We start from the raw sequence: 14,673 nt of genomic DNA, 5'->3' as shown, positions 1-14,673 counted from the left end.
GTGCCCCGGTGACCACGCAATCGAACACTCCTGCAGGCTGGTACCCCGATCCGCACGGGGCTGCCCAGACGCTCCGTTACTGGGACGGCGCGCAGTGGACCGAGCACACGAACCCGGCCCAGCAGGCCGCCGGACAGGTTCCGCAGCAGCAGGCCGCGCCCCAGCAGCCCGCCGCCCACATCCCGCACCAGCAGGGCACCGACGCCAAGGTGCAGCGCCAGGTGCAGCAGCAGGCCGGGGTCGCGGCCGGCGGTCCCGGCGGCGGCACCCTCTTCACCGAGCCGGTCCTGGTGGTGAACCAGAAGGCCAAGCTGATCGAGCTGACCAACGAGTACAAGGTCATGGACCAGAACGGCCGCGAGATCGGCGCGGTCGTCCAGGTCGGCCAGAGCGCGCTGAAGAAGATCCTGCGCTTCGTCTCCAGCCTCGACCAGTTCATGACGCACAAGCTGGAGATCCGCGACTCCTACGGGCAGCCGCAGCTGGTGCTGACCCGGCCCGCGAAGTTCATCAAGTCCCGGGTCATCGTGACCCGTCCGGACGGCTCGCCGGTCGGTGAGATCGTCCAGCAGAACATGATCGGGAAGATCAACTTCGCGATGAACGTGAACGGCCAGCAGGTCGGCGCGATCAAGGCGGAGAACTGGCGGGCGTGGAACTTCGCGATCGTCGACCACTCGGACAACGAGGTGGCCCGGATCACCAAGACCTGGGAAGGCCTTGCCAAGACGCTGTTCACGACGGCGGACAACTACGTCCTGCAGATCCACTACCAGCTGCCCGAGCCGCTGCTGAGCCTGGTCGTGGCGACGGCGCTGACCGTCGACACCGCGCTCAAGCAGGACTCCCGGGGCTGGAACTGAGCAGGACCCGCACGGGGAGTACGGCAACGGCGGCCGGTGCACGCGGACTTCGCGCGCACCGGCCGCCGTCGTGTGTCCGGTCGGGCCGTGTGTCCGGTCGGATCGGGTGTCCGCTCAGAGTGCGGTGAGATGCCCGGGCTGCTCCGGCTGCCGGGGCACCAGCGCCGGTTCCGCTGCCGCTGAGCCCGGCTCCAGGGCCAGGACCGCGGCGACGGGGTGGTCGTCGTGTTCGTCGGACCGGTCGGGCTCGGGCGCCGCCCGGGTCAGCAGGACCACGCCCCAGGCCGCCAGCCCCGCTCCGGCCAGCCCCAGCAGGACACCGACGGCACCGCCCCGCAGGCCCTGCCCGAGCAGGGTCAGCCCGATGACCGCGGCGGCCACCGGGTTGGCCAGGGTGACCACGGCCAGCGGGCCGCCGAGACCGCCGCGGTAGGCCGTCTGCGACAGCAGCAGCCCGCCGGTGGCGAACGCGGCGACCAGGACGGCGACCACGATCACCTCGGCACTCCGCGCCGGACCCGTGCGGTCGGTTGCCGCCACTGTCACGGTCTGGGTGAGGGCGGAGGCGATCCCCGAGGCGAACCCGGAGGCGGTCGCGTGCCGCAGGCCCGGCCGGGCGCCGGGCCGGGAGAGCATGCCGATCAGAGCAGCGGTCGTACCGGCGACCGTCAGTGCCTGGGTCAGGGTCAGCACCCGCTCGGGCGCCGGACCCGACGCGGTGACCAGCAGCGCGGCCAGCCCCAGCAGCGTGAGCGCCGTACCGCGCCACTCCTCCGAGCTGACCCGCCGTCCGGCCGCCCGCGCCCCGAGCGGCACGGCCGCGACGAGGGTGAGCGCGCCCAGCGGCTGGACGACGGTGAGCGGGCCGTACTTGAGGGCCACGACGTGCAGCAGTGCGGCGGCCGCGTTCAGCCCGACCGCCGACCACCAGGCGCCGGAGCCCAGCAGCCGGAGGAGGCCGGTCCCGGGGTTGCGGGAGGCGAGGCGTTCCTGGGCGACCGCGGCCGCGGCGTAGGCGACGGCCGAGATCAGGGACAGGCCGACGGCGAGGAGGGCGGCGAGGCTCATCGGCCCGCTCCCACCAGGACGGGCTCCTTCGGGGCGAGCCGCCGGGCACCGCGGCCCGCCGTACTGGACGTCCGCTTCGGCGGGGGGACGACCGCGAGCGCGATGCCGAGCATGGCGGTCGCCACGATCGCGTCCAGCCAGTAGTGGTTCGCCGTGCCCACGATCACCAGCAGGGTGATCAGCGGGTGCAGCAGCCACAGCCCGCGCAAGCGCGACCGGGTGGCCGCGATCAGGCCGACGGCCACCATCAGGGCCCAGCCGAAGTGCAGCGACGGCATCGCCGCGAACTGGTTGGAGAGGTGGTCGCTGGACGGCGGGCCGTAGACGGAGGGGCCGTAGATCCGGGCCGTGTCCACCAGGCCGGTGCCGGTCAGCATCCGCGGCGGGGCCAGCGGGAACGCGAACGGCAGCACCAGGGCCGCGGAGGTGACCACGGCCAGGACCCGGCGGGCCCACACGTAGTGCGTGGGCCGCCTGAGGTACAGCCACACCAGGAAGGCCAGCGTGGCTGGGAAGTGGACGGTCGCGTAGTAGGTGTTCGCCAGGTGCACGGGGGTGTCGCCGTGCAGCAGTGCGGACTGCACGGCGGTCTCGTGGGGAAGGTGCACGGCCCGCTCGAGGTCCCACACCCGATGGGCGTTGCGGAAGGCGTCGGCGGTGTGGCCGACGGCCAGCTGCCGCCCGAGCTTGTAGACGAGGAAGAGTCCTGCGACCAGCAGGAACTCACGGAGGAGCGGCGGGCGCGATATCGCGTCCGGCTCCGCTTCTGCAGGCTCGGTTCGGGCATTCATCCCCCGGCCCCTTCGCTGACGGTCGTGCGTGTGGTGGTGCGGGCTGAGACCCGGACCGGACCCGGAGCTCATCGATACGCCTCAGTACCGATACGCCAGTGTACCGATACGGCAGTGTACCGATACGCTGGAGTACCGGTACACTTGCGTATCGATTGATGTGCGACACACTGGAGACAGGTTCCGCAGCCGCCCTTGCGCGGATCTTCAGCGGATCGGGTACGAGTGAGGGGAAGTCACGCATGACGTCGCAGGCCGCGGACGGACCGGAGACGGTCGCCGCCTCGCGCCGCTCCAAGATCACGCCCGAGCGTGAGCGGGAGTTCTTCGACGCCGTGCTGGAGCAGATCCGCGAGTGCGGCTACGACTCCGTGACCATGGAGGGCGTCGCCGCCAGCACCCGGTGCAGCAAGTCCACGCTCTACCGGCAGTGGAAGACCAAGCCCCAGTTCGTCGCGGCCGCGTTGCGCGCCAACCGCAAGGTGCGTTTCGCGGGTATCGACACCGGCTCGCTCGCCGAGGACCTGCGCCAGGCGGCGCGGGCCGCGGGTGACTGGTCCAACAAGGACGCCCGGCTCATGCAGGCGCTCGGTCACGCGGTCACGGCCGACCACGAACTGGCGCAGGCGCTGCGCGAGGCACTGGTCCTGCCGGAGATCGCAGCGCTCCAGGAGATGCTGGAGAGGGGCGTGGAACGGGGCGAGGTGCCCGCGGACCACCCCGCGCTGGAGTACATCCCGGCCATGATGTTCGGCGTCCTGCGCGTGCGCCCGGTGCTGAGCGGCGAGTACGCCGACGCCGACTATCTCGACCGCTTCGTGGAGTCCACCGTGCTGCCCGCACTCGGACTCACCCAGGACCCAGGCCGCCGTTCACGGGATGACTGAACGGTGACCTGCCGGCGCCGCACCGTGGGGACGGGGGCGGCGCGCACCCCCCGGCCGGGTGGGGTTCCTCTTGAGCGGAGGGGAACCCCACCCGGCCGACTTACGTCTGCGGGCTTCCTCAGACGTTCTGGCCGTTCCCGCCGCCCGACGAGACCCTGATCCCCTTCAGGATGTCGTCGATGACGGACACCTTCTGGCCGACGTCCACGCCGAAGCGCACCACGACGATCTGCTTGGTGTCGTTGGGCGAGGGGAAGGCGACCGACTCGACGTAGCCGTCGGCGCCGTTGGCGGTGACCGCCTTCCAGCGCACCAGGTAGCCCTTCTGCCCGGCCACCGTGACCGCCTTGGAGGCCAGCACCTCGTGCGAGGTGATGCTGCCGTAGGTGGTGCCGCCGTAGGACTCCTTGGCGTTGGCCGCGATGTCCGCCTTGGCGACCGCCTCGGCCGTGTCGCCGTCCGTGCCGAGCGCGACGGCCGGCGCCGAGTAGGCGCCGCCCGCGGTGCACGTCTGCTCCTTGTTGCCCGGGCACTTGTAGGAGTCGTCGGACGTCACCTGCGCGCCGACACTGATCGTCTGGCCGGTCCAGCCCTTGGGCACGGGAATGCTGATCCCGTTCACCGGATCCGGCACCGTGCCGCCGCCCCGGATCTTGGGCGCCGCGGACTGCCCCGGGGACGGCGACCCGCCCGGACCGCCGGACCCGCCCGGACCACCGGATCCGCCACCGGGCCCACCCTGCCCGCCGTTCTGCCCGCCCGGTCCCTGCTGGGAACCTGCACGGTCGTTGCCCCCGCTGCCCCCTCCGTCCTTGGTGAGCGCGTACACCCCGACCCCGATGCTCGCCAGTACCGCGACCGCGGCCGCGACGGCTATGCCCGTGCGCAGACCGTGCCGCGGCGCGGTCGGCGGCTGGACCGGGTACGCCGGGTACCCCGGGTAGGCGGCCCCGTACGCCGGAGCAGCCGGCTGCGGGCCGCCGGGAAGCTGCTGCGCCGGGGGACCCCACGTGGCGGCCGTCCCGGCGGGGCGGGTCTGGTCCGTCCAGGCCTTGCCGTCCCACCAGCGCTCGGTGGGCGGACCGTCATTCGTCTGCCCGGGGTCGGCGTACCACCCGGGAGGAGTCACCTGCGTCATGCCCCCACCGTATGAGGCATCGGTGAAAGCCGGATGAGAGGATCCGCGGCCAATTACTCGGACCGGCACATTTCACCTCGGATTTCCGTGCCCTCACCTCCGATTTCCGTGCCCTCGCCTCGGCTTCCACGCTTCCGCCGTGGATTTCCGTGCCACGACCGCCACGGCCGGGCCGGCGTGCGGTACGGCACGGTGGGCGTCCTCACACCGCCACCACCAACCGCACCGGCCCGACCCGCGGAGCCGGCGGCAGGCGCAGGCCCTCCCGCCCCGGTGTCAGTGAGCCCAGCACGCTCGGGTGCCGGGCGCCCGTGCTGCGCGGGTCGGTGCCGGGGAGGCCGTGGGCGGTGAGGAAACCGAGGACCGCGAAGGCGTACGCCTCCTTCGCGGCGGCGGACAGGCCGAGCTGGTCCGAGGTGCGTACGGCGGTCTCCGGGAGCAGGCCGCGGACGTGGGACATGAGCACCGGGTTGCGGGTGCCTCCGCCGGAGGCGATCACCTCCGTGGCGCCGACGGACCGCACCGCGTCGGCGACCGTCCGGGCCGTCAGCACGGTGAGCGTCGCCAGTACGTCCGGGGCGGGCAGGCCGTTCACCCCGGCCGCCCGCAGGTACCCGGAGTGGAACAGCTCCTTGCCGGTCGTCTTGGGCGGGACCAGCGCGTAGTACGGCTCCGCGAGCAGCCGGTCCAGCAACGGCAGGTTCGGCCGGCCCCGCGCGGCCAGCGCCCCGTCGGCGTCGTAGGCCAGGCGCCCGCCGCTGAACTCCCTGGCCGCCGCGTCGAGCAGCGCGCAGCCCGGCCCGGTGTCGAAGGCCGTACCGTCCGGCGCGGTCAGGTTGGCGATGCCGCCGATGTTCAGCGCGACCGGCGTGCCCGGCCTGCCCCGCAGCCACAGCAGGTCGACCAGGCTCACCAGGGGCGCGCCCTGGCCGCCGGCGGTGACGTCCCGGGCGCGGAAGTCGGCGACCACCGGCAGCCCGGTCGCCTCGGCGATCCACGCCGGCTGCCCCAGCTGGAGCGTGCCGTGCACCCGGCCGCCGTCCACCCAGTGGTAGACGGTCTGCCCGTGCGAGGCCACCAACTCGCCCCGCCCACCGCACAGTTCATGGTCCGCCCGGACCGCCGCCGCGGCGAAGGCCTGCCCGATCAGGGTGTCCAGCCGGCACACCTCGGCGAGCGGGACGGCGGCCGGCGGCAGGGCCGCGGCGAGCGCTTCGCGCAGCTTGCCGTCGTAAGGTGTGCTCACCATCCCCAGCGCCTTGAGAACCAGCGTCTCCCCGTCCAGCCGTAGATCCGCGGCCGCCGCGTCGACCGCGTCGTACGACGTCCCCGACATGAGCCCGATCACCCGCATGGTCAACTCACCTCTGTCGTCTGCCGTTTCAGGAGCGCCAGCGCGCTCACCGCGCACGCCGCCGCCGCGTAGTAGGCGGGCACGTCCACGTTCCCGGTCCTGCGTACTGCCTCCGTGATGATCAGTCCCGCGCACCCGGAGAACACCGCGTTCGACAGGGAGTAGGCCAGCCCGAGGCCCGTCCAGCGCACCCGCGCCGGGAACATCTCGGCGAGCAGCGCGGGCCCCGGCCCGGCCATCAGTCCCACCACGGCGCCCGCGGCACACGTGGCCACGCCCTTGGCCACGGCCGAAGTCCCGCCGCTCTGCAGCAAGTTGCACAACGGCACCGCCAGCCCGGCCACCAGCACCGCCCCGGTGAGCATCACCGGCCGCCGCCCGACCCGGTCGCTGAGCAGCCCCGCCGGGAGGATCGCCGCGGCGAACCCGACGTTGGCCGGCACGGTGGCGAGCAGCGCCTCCCGGACGCCCGTGTGCAGCGAGGTCTGGAGATACGAGGGCAGGACGACGAGGAACGTGTATCCGGCCGCCGACCAGCCCATGACCCGCCCGACGCCCAGCAGCACCGCCGACGCGACCACCCCGGCGCCACCCGGGCCGTCAGCCGTCCTCTCCCGCTCCCGGAACTCCGGCGTCTCCTCCAGTCCGACCCGCAGCCACACCGCCACCAGCCCCAGCGGCAACGCCAGGAGGAACGGCAACCGCCACCCCCAGCCGAGGAGTTGGGCCTCGCCGAGCACCGTGGCCGTCGCCGCCGCGGCACCCGCACCGCCCAGCAGGCCCAGCGCCACCGTGAACGACTGCCACGCGCCGTACAGTCCGCGCCGCCCCGGCGGGGCGAACTCGGTCATCAGCGCCACCGCACCGCCGAACTCGCCGCCTGCCGAAAGTCCCTGAAGCACCCTCAGGAACGTCAGCAGCCACGGAGCCAGGGCACCCGCGGTGGTGTACGTCGGCAGCACGCCGATCAGCGTCGTCGCGGCCGTCATCAGCGCGATCACCCCGATCAGCACCGGCCGCCGCCCGATCCGGTCGCCCAGCCTGCCGAACAGGGCCGCACCGAGGGGACGGAAGAAGAACGCCAGTGCGAAGGAGGCGTACGTGCGCACCAGGCCCTCGGCCGGAGTCCCGCCCGCCGGGGTGAAGAACCGGTCGGCGAGGACGGTCGCCAGATAGCCGTAGACGCCGAACTCGTACCACTCGACGAGATTGCCCACCGACCCCGCCGCCACCGCCCGCACCGTCTGCGTGCGGGCGGCCGCATAGCCGCGGGATCCGCGCTCGTCGCGGTCGTGTCGTTCTCCATGATCCCCGCGATCTCCGGGAGGTTCGAAAATCAGCTTCATTCCAGGCCCTGTTGACGGTTCGTCGGCTCTGCACCGGCTGGTGGGACGGCGTGCGCGTCGCCCACTCGCCTCTTCGTTCACCCGGCGGGGCAACAGCTGCCCGTACCGGCCTCCACACATCCCATCGGACGGCTACGCTCGTGGTCTGTACGTCATTCGGGCGACCTGGGGAGGTAACGGGATGACGGAGGGACGGCCGTCGGCGGCCGCCGCGGCTTCCCTGTGGGAGCGGGACGCGGAGATCGCCACCGTCACGCGGACGCTCGACGTCCTGTGTGCCGATCAGTCATCCGCGGGCAGCCTGCTGGTCTTCCGGGGCGAGGCCGGACTCGGCAAGACCGCGCTGCTCACCGAGACGCGCCGCATCGCCGAGCGCCGCGGCTGCACGGTGTGGTACGCCCGCGGCGGCGAGACCCTGAAGTCCGTGCCGTTCAACGTGGTGCGGCAGCTGCTGCAGCCGGCGCTGGTCTCCCTGCTCCCGGAGGAGGCCCGCGAGTACCTCGGCGACTGGTACGACATCGCGGGCCCCGCTCTCGGGATAGTGGACCCCGGCGCGGGCAGCGTCGACCCGCAGTACGTCTGCGACGGGCTCGTCGCGGCCGTGCGCCGGCTCGCCCGTCGTGAGTGGCCGCTGGTGCTGATCATCGACGACGCGCACTGGGCCGACCAGGAGACCCTGCGCTGGCTCGCCGCGTTCGTCGAACGGCTGGACGACCTGTCGGTGCTGGTCCTGGTCGCCCGCCGCCCCGGCGAGGTGAGCGGCGAGAGCGCCCGCCACCTCGAAGCGGTCGCCGCCGCGGCGGGCCGCCCGGTCAACAACCTCAGCGCCCTCACCCCGGCGGCCACCGCCGGGCTCACCCGCGCCACCGTCGGCCGGCACGCCGACGACCCGTTCTGCCGCGAGGTCTGGGCCGTCACCGGCGGCAACCCGTACGACACCGTCGAACTCCTCGCCAAGGTGCTGGACAGCGAGGTCCATCCGGTCGAGTCCCGGGCCGGCGAACTGCGCGACCTGAACCGCTCCGCCCGCGGCGGCGGCCTGGTCGACCGGCTCAAGGGACTCGGTATCGACGCCACCCAGTTCGCCTGGGCCGCCGCCATCCTCGGCACCGGCATCTCCGTCGATCTCGTCGCACGGCTCGCCTCCATGAACCCCGACATCGCCGAGCGCTGCGCCGATCTGCTCCGCACCGCCCGCATCCTCACCGAACCCGAGCCGGCGGCCGGCGTCGAGACCGGGGACGGCGAGCTGGAGTTCGTCCACCCGCTGATCGCCTCCGCCGTCTACAACTCCATCCCGCCGGGCGTGTGCACCGCCATGCACGGCGTCGCCGCGCAGATCCTCACCGAGACCGGGCACAGCGCCGCCGAGGCCTCCCGGCACCTGCTCAAGGTGCACCCGGACGACGACGAGGAACTCGTCGAGCAACTGCGCGAGGCGGCCCGCGAACACCTGGCCGTCGGCGCGCCCGACGCGGCCCGCCGCTGCCTGGAGCGCGCCCTGGAAGAGCCGCCGCTCCCCGAGGCGCACGCACAGGTGCTCTTCGAACTGGGCCACGCCACCCTGCTCACCGCACCCGCCGTCACCATCGAGCACCTGCAGTCCGCGCTCGCCATGCCCGGCCTGAACGGTGCCCAGCGGGTCGACGCCGTGGTCCGGCTCTCCCAGGCGCTGCTCCACAACGACCAGCTGGAGGAGGCAGTCCGCACGGTCGAGGCCGAGGCCGCCCGGCACGAGACGGGCCCGGTCAAGCTGCGGCTGCAGGCCGTGCAGTTCATGTGGGAGGGCATCCACGGCGAGACAGTCTCCCAGGAACGCTCCCGGCGCCTGGCCGAACTGGCCGGCACCTGCACCGGCCGGGACAACTCCGAGCGCGCCCTGCTGATCCTGCGCGGCTTCGACGCGATGACCCACGGCGAGAACGCCGAGGAGGTCCTCCAGCTGTGCGACCGCGCCCTCGTCAACGGCCGTCTCGCACCCGGCCTCGGCTGGACCGACGGCGAGTGGGGCATCGAACTGCTGATGATGCTCGGCAGCGCGTACGCCTACGCCGACCGGCTCGACCGTGCCGAGAGCCTGTTCGCCGAGGCCCTGCGCGCCTACACCGGCGCCGGCTGGCGCGGTGGCCACCTCTCCCTGGCCAATGCCTTCCTCGGCCTCGCCTACCGCAGGCAGGGCCGGCTCCGCGACGCCGAGACCACGCTGCGCGAGGCGCTGACCCTTGCCGAGCGCGTCGGGCGTGGCCTGCCGCTGTACTGGTCCTCGACCTGCGGACTCGTCGACACCCTTCTGGCCCGCGGCCATGTCGAGGAGGCCTGGTCGATCGCCGAGCAGTACGGCTTCGCCCCGCCCTACCCGTCCACCATCGTGCTGCCCGACATCCGCTCCGTGCGCGGCCGGCTGCTGCTCGCGGTGGGCCGCACCGACGAGGGCATCAACGAACTGGAGGCCGCCGAGAAGACCGCCGCCTCCCGCGGTGGCCACAACCCCGTTCTCGCACCCTGGTCCATCGACCTCGCCAAGGCCCTCGCCACGCAGGACCCCGCCCGGGCCGCCCAGCTCGCCGCGGACGCCCGCCGGCAGGCGGAGCGGTTCGGCACGGACACCGCCATCGGCGAGGCCCTGCGCTGCGCCGCCGCCCTGGAGACCGGCCAGCGTGCGGTCCACCTGGCCGCCCAGGCCGTCGCCTATCTGGAGGCCTCCCCCTGCCAGTACGAGCACGCGGCGGCCCGGGTCGAGTACGGCATCGCGATCCGCTCGGTCGCGGAACTCAACCGCGGCCTGGCGCTCGCCCGTTCGATCGGGGCGGACGGGCTGGTGGCGCAGGCGCGGGAGGTGCTGGAGACGGGTCGGGGACTGCGATAGGCCAGATGGCCGGCAACTGGTCGGTGACCACCGCCGACCGCGGCCCGTGCCCAGGTCCTGGGTGGCCGGGGCCAGGACGCCCGGCGCGCCGTCGGCAACCGTGTTCACGGCGTCACGCCCGCGTCGCGCGTCATCGTCGTGTCCATGTGGTCGCCGGATGCGGCACGTTGACGGATACCCCGGTGCCCGCCGGCCCGCACTTGCTGCGGCGGTACGCCGACACGCCGTTGTAACCACGGGTCGGTTCCGGGTCGGCGAAGTCCAGCGGCTCGTGGTTCACGGCGAGTCGCAGCTCGTGGCCGTCGGCGCCCAGCTCGCGCACCTCGGCGAGCGAGGCCGGCGATGTACCGGCCGAGCCCGGAGGCGGCGCCCGTGATCAGAACAGTCGACATGCCCCCACCCTGGACACGGCCCCGCCCCCGGCAAGGAGGTGCTGCTGAAGCTACGACCAGCAGGGTCAGCCTCGGCCGGGCGTCCCGGCCTCGTCCTTCCCGTCCTCCTCGGCGAGCACCCGCTGGGCCGTCGCGAACGCCGAGTTGGCCGCGGGCACCCCGCAGTACACCGCGGTCTGCAGCAGCACCGCGCCGATCTCCTCCGGCGTCAGCCCGCCCCGCCGCGCCGCCCGGACGTGCATGGCCAGCTCGTCGTAGTGGCCGTGCGCGACCAGCGCGGTCAGCGTGATCATGCTGCGCTCGCGGCGCGAGAGGGTCGGGTCGGCCCAGATCTCCCCCCAGGCGTAGCGGGAGATGAAGTCCTGGAACCGCGCGGTGAACGGGGTCTGCCGGGTCTGCGCCCGGTCGACGTGTGCATCGCCCAGCACCTCCCGGCGCACCGCCATCCCGCTCGCCGGCGCCCCGGTCAGCTGGGTGCGCAGGGCGGTCAGGACGGCCTGCGGGCACTGCGCGGGCGCGAGGTGCGAGGCCCCGGGCAGCTCCACGAGCGCGGCCGCCGGCACCGCGTCCGCGATCTCCCGCAGATGCGCGGGCGGTGTCGCCGGATCCTGCCGCCCTGCCACGAGCAGGGTCGGTACGGCGATGTCGGCGAGCCGGTCGCGCAGGTCGAACGCGGCCAGCGCGTCGCAGCAGGCCGCGTACGCCTCCGGGTCGGCCTCCCGATGGTCCCGCACCAGCCGCGGCACGGTGAAGCCGGGTGTGAACCACCGCGCGTCGGCGCTCTCCACCAGCCACTCCAGGCCCTCCCGGCGCGCCCGCTCGGCCCGCTCCCGCCAGGGCGCGCTGCCGCCGAAGTGCGCGGAGGAGCAGATGACGGCCAGCGAGGTCAGCCGCTCGGGGTGGTGCACGGCCAGGTGCAGGCCGACCGCGCCGCCCAGCGACACGCCCGCACAGGCGAACCGCTCGATGCCGAGCGCGTCCGCGAGCGCCAGCACCAGCGCGGCGAGGTCGCCGACAGTGGCGCCCGGCCCGATCAGGTCCGGCGCCGAACCGCCGTGCCCCGGCAGGTCCCAGCGCACCACCCGGTGGGTGATCGACAGCTCGGGCGCGACCGCGTCCCACAGGGCGTACGAGGTGCCGAGCGACGGGCCGAGCAGCAGTGGGGGAGCGCAGGCCGGGCCTTCTTCGCGGTGGTTGAGGAGTTTCACGGTCAACGTCGCTCCAGGGCGCGGTCGGTGAGGGCGCCCGCGAATCCGGTGTAGCGGGCCGGGTCGGTGAGGTCGTCCAGCTCGACCTCCTTCAACTCTGCTTCCTGTACGAGGAGTTCACGCAACGAGCGGTCTTCCTCGTGGGCGCGGCGGGCCAGCTCGGTCAGCAGCTCCTTGGCCCGTGCACGACCGAGGACGGGTGCCAGCGCGGCGGACAGCCGTTCGGAGACGATCAGACCCCGGGTCGTGTCGAGGTTCCGGCGCATCGCGGCGGGGTGCACACGCAGCCCCTCGGTCAGCCCGGCCGCGTGGGCGGCCGCACCGCCCACCAGTCGGAGCAGGTCGCGCAGTGGCTCCCACTCGGCGTGCCAGGCACCGGCCGGCCGCTCGTCCTCGGCGGCCAGGGAGCCGTACAGGGTGGCCGCGAGCTGCGGGGCGCGCCGGGCGGCCGCGGCCAGCAGCGTGGACCGCACCGGGTTCGCCTTGTGCGGCATGGCGGAGGAGCCGCCGCCGCTGCCCTCGCTCACCTCACCGATCTCGGTGCGCGACAGCGTCAGCACGTCCACGGCGAGCTTGCCCAGCGCCCCCGCGGTGAAGGCCAGGCAGCCGGCCAGGTCGGCGACGGGCGTGCGGAGCGTGTGCCAGGGCAACGCCGGTGCCGCGAGGCCGACTTCGCGGGCGTACGCCTGGACCAGCGCGTCCGCGTCCCGGGCGCCGTACGCCTGGAAGGCCGCCAAGGTCCCCGCCCCGCCGCCGAGTTGGGCGGGCAGTGAGTCCCGTACCCGGGTGGCGCGATCGCGTGCGTCCAGGACCAGCGAGCGCCAGCCGGCCGCCTTCAACCCGAACGTCGTGGGAACGGCGTGCTGGGTGAGCGTCCGCCCGGGCAGTGCCGTGTCGCGGTGCTCCGCCGCGAGCCCGGCCAGCGCCCGCTCGGTCCGGCCGAGGTCGGCGAGGATCGGCTCCAGGGTGCGCACGGCGACCAGCATCGTCGCCGTGTCCATGATGTCCTGGCTGGTCGCACCCCGGTGGACGTACGGGCCGTACTCCTCGCCGACCGCCGCCGTCAGGTCGGCGACCAGCGGGATGACCGGGTTGCCGCCCGCCGGGGTGCGGGCCGCCAGCGAACGGATGCCGAAGTTCGCCGGGACGGCCGCCTCGGTCACCGCCGCCGCGGCCTCGCCCGGGGCGAGCCCGAGCGCGGCCTGCGCCCGGGTCAGCGCGGCCTCGGCGTCGAGCAGGGCCCGCAGACAGGCGTGGTCGCCGGTCTCGGCGGCGGCCTCGGACAGCCCCCACTCGGGGGCGAGCAGACCCGTGTCGGCGTACGGCGGGGAAGCAGATGTCACTGGAACTCCAGGAAGACCGTCTCGCCTTCACCCTGAAGGCGGATGTCGAAACGGTAGGTGCTGCCGCCCTCGTCACCGGCGATCAGCGTGTCGCGCCGGTCGCCCACCCGGGTGAGCAGCGGGTCCGCGGCGAGCGCGGCTTCGTCGCCCGGCAGGTAGATCCGGGTGAACAGGTGCGCGAGCAGGCCGCGCGCGAAGACGCACACGCTCAGGTACGGGGCACTGCGCCCGCGTGCGCCGGGCCGCAGCGTCCGTGCGTACCAGTGGCCGTTCGCGTCGGTCTGGACGCGGCCCCAACCGGTGAACTCCACACCGTTGCGGCCCAGATGGCCGCCGGTCGCCGGGTCCCGCCGGATGGAGCCGTCCACCTGCGGGACGGTGCCGTCGGGGCGCGGCCCCCACACCTCGACGAGGGCGTCCGGGAGCGGATTGCCGCCGCCGTCGAGGACGTACCCGTGCACGGTGACCGTGTCGGGGTGTCCCAGGGGCGCGATGTCCTCGCCGCCGCGGAACGGCAGCGCGTACCCGTAGAAAGGGCCGACCGTGTGGGAGGGGGTGGGCGGCACGCTGTGCGGGCCGCGCGTGTCGGTCTTCGTCATCGCTTCCGTCAGCGTCCTTCCTCGATCCAGGTGGCGGCCGGGCCGTCCAGCACGATGTCCCAGCGGTAGCCGAGGGAGAACTCCGGCACCGACAGGCCGTGTTCGTAGGTGGCGACCAGCCGTTGCCGGGCCGCGTCGTCCGTCACGGACTGCAGGATCGGGTCGTACGGGAACAGCGGGTCGTTCGGGAAGTACATCTGCGTCACCAGCCGCTGGGTGAACGCCGTGCCGAAGACCGAGAAGTGGATGTGCGCCGGGCGCCAGGCGCCCACGTGGTTGCGCCAGGGGTAGGGGCCGGGCTGGATGGTGGTGAAGTGGTAGCGGCCCTCGGCGTCCGTGAGGGTGCGGCCGACGCCGGTGAAGTTGGGGTCCAGCGGGGCGTCGTGCTGCTCGCGTTGATGGGCGTAGCGTCCGGCCGAGTTGGCCTGCCAGATCTCGACGAGCTGATCGCGGACCGGGTGCCCGGCACGGTCCAGGAGTCGTCCGGAGACGGTGATCCGCTCGCCGACGGGCTGGCCGGTGTGCTGCCGGGTGAGGTCGTTGTCGATGCCGGTGAGGTCGCGCTCCCCGAAGGCGGGGGAGTGCAGTTCCACCAGTTCGGGGTCCTGGCGGGTGTCGATGGCGACCAGGGGCAGCTTGGGGTGGCGGAGCACGGAGGAGCGGTAGGGAGCGTAGTCACGGCGCGGGTGGTGCTCGACGGGCGCTCCGTCGGCGACCCGCTTCTCGTACGCGGCGTGCTCGGCCGCGATCTCCTGGTCGATGTCCTGCTGGGTGAGAGCCATTGGGGGATACCTGACGCTTCCTTGGCGTTCGAGGAG

General features: G+C 73.5%; 13 protein-coding genes. 3 read left to right on the top strand and 10 right to left on the bottom strand.

The features are described from left to right. The first annotated feature begins 8 nt into the window (after window positions 1-8). Window positions 9-863: a phospholipid scramblase-related protein gene (locus tag ACWC5O_RS04690; protein ID WP_450585008.1), complete on the top strand. Its 855-nt coding sequence runs from the start codon at window positions 9-11 to the stop codon at window positions 861-863. Between the two features lie 114 nt (window positions 864-977). Here ACWC5O_RS04690 and ACWC5O_RS04685 read toward each other — a convergent pair whose 3' ends face one another. Then, the gene (locus ACWC5O_RS04685; protein ID WP_450585007.1) at window positions 978-1,931 is read right to left on the bottom strand and encodes a hypothetical protein; all 954 of its coding nucleotides are present in this window, start codon (window positions 1,929-1,931) and stop codon (window positions 978-980) included. Further along, complete coding sequence (locus ACWC5O_RS04680) at window positions 1,928-2,722, bottom strand: phosphatase PAP2 family protein (protein ID WP_450585005.1); 795 nt, start codon at window positions 2,720-2,722, stop codon at window positions 1,928-1,930. Before ACWC5O_RS04680 ends, ACWC5O_RS04685 begins: the two co-directional genes overlap by 4 nt. Before the next feature lie 242 nt (window positions 2,723-2,964). Here ACWC5O_RS04680 and ACWC5O_RS04675 point away from each other — a divergent pair, with 242 nt between their 5' ends. Further along, on the top strand, window positions 2,965-3,609 hold the full coding sequence (locus ACWC5O_RS04675; protein WP_450585003.1) for a TetR/AcrR family transcriptional regulator: 645 nt from the start codon (window positions 2,965-2,967) through the stop codon (window positions 3,607-3,609). Window positions 3,610-3,727: 118 nt separating this feature from the next. On the opposite strand, the gene ACWC5O_RS04670 is transcribed toward ACWC5O_RS04675, so the two are convergent. The 3 genes from ACWC5O_RS04670 to ACWC5O_RS04660 all read right to left on the bottom strand — a co-directional run bounded on the left by ACWC5O_RS04670 (window position 3,728) and on the right by ACWC5O_RS04660 (window position 7,447). Continuing rightward, entirely contained in the window at window positions 3,728-4,747 is a 1,020-nt protein-coding gene (locus tag ACWC5O_RS04670) for a DUF2510 domain-containing protein (RefSeq protein ID WP_450585001.1), read from the bottom strand. 202 nt (window positions 4,748-4,949) lie between these two features. Then, window positions 4,950-6,101: an anhydro-N-acetylmuramic acid kinase gene (locus ACWC5O_RS04665; RefSeq protein WP_450584999.1), complete on the bottom strand. Its 1,152-nt coding sequence runs from the start codon at window positions 6,099-6,101 to the stop codon at window positions 4,950-4,952. 2 nt (window positions 6,102-6,103) lie between these two features. Next, window positions 6,104-7,447, bottom strand: a complete 1,344-nt coding sequence (locus tag ACWC5O_RS04660) for an MFS transporter (protein WP_450584997.1) — start codon at window positions 7,445-7,447, stop codon at window positions 6,104-6,106. A 181-nt stretch (window positions 7,448-7,628) separates the two neighbouring features. Here ACWC5O_RS04660 and ACWC5O_RS04655 point away from each other — a divergent pair, with 181 nt between their 5' ends. Next, complete coding sequence (locus ACWC5O_RS04655) at window positions 7,629-10,313, top strand: ATP-binding protein (RefSeq protein ID WP_450584995.1); 2,685 nt, start codon at window positions 7,629-7,631, stop codon at window positions 10,311-10,313. Window positions 10,314-10,443: 130 nt separating this feature from the next. Here the strand turns inward: ACWC5O_RS04655 and ACWC5O_RS04650 are convergent, their stop codons facing one another. The 5 genes from ACWC5O_RS04650 to pcaH form a co-directional block, all read right to left on the bottom strand. Further along, on the bottom strand, window positions 10,444-10,635 hold the full coding sequence (locus tag ACWC5O_RS04650; protein WP_450584993.1) for a hypothetical protein: 192 nt from the start codon (window positions 10,633-10,635) through the stop codon (window positions 10,444-10,446). Between the two features lie 135 nt (window positions 10,636-10,770). Further along, complete coding sequence (gene pcaDC, locus ACWC5O_RS04645; RefSeq protein ID WP_450584991.1) at window positions 10,771-11,919, bottom strand: bifunctional 3-oxoadipate enol-lactonase/4-carboxymuconolactone decarboxylase PcaDC; 1,149 nt, start codon at window positions 11,917-11,919, stop codon at window positions 10,771-10,773. Then, window positions 11,916-13,256, bottom strand: coding sequence for a 3-carboxy-cis,cis-muconate cycloisomerase (gene pcaB, locus ACWC5O_RS04640; RefSeq protein WP_450584989.1), 1,341 nt, complete (start codon window positions 13,254-13,256; stop codon window positions 11,916-11,918). The genes pcaDC and pcaB overlap by 4 nt, the downstream gene beginning before the upstream one ends. Further along, window positions 13,253-13,855 carry a protocatechuate 3,4-dioxygenase subunit alpha gene (gene pcaG / locus ACWC5O_RS04635; protein WP_450584988.1) on the bottom strand — a complete coding sequence of 201 codons (603 nt, stop codon included), beginning with the start codon at window positions 13,853-13,855 and terminating at the stop codon, window positions 13,253-13,255. Before pcaG ends, pcaB begins: the two co-directional genes overlap by 4 nt. Before the next feature lie 8 nt (window positions 13,856-13,863). After that, on the bottom strand, window positions 13,864-14,637 hold the full coding sequence (gene pcaH, locus ACWC5O_RS04630; protein ID WP_450584986.1) for a protocatechuate 3,4-dioxygenase subunit beta: 774 nt from the start codon (window positions 14,635-14,637) through the stop codon (window positions 13,864-13,866). Window positions 14,638-14,673 lie beyond the last annotated feature (36 nt).

The organism is Streptomyces sp. NPDC001450 (assembly GCF_053597295.1).
Note: the sequence above shows the minus strand (reverse complement) of the source record. Positions and strands in the feature narration are given on the sequence as shown.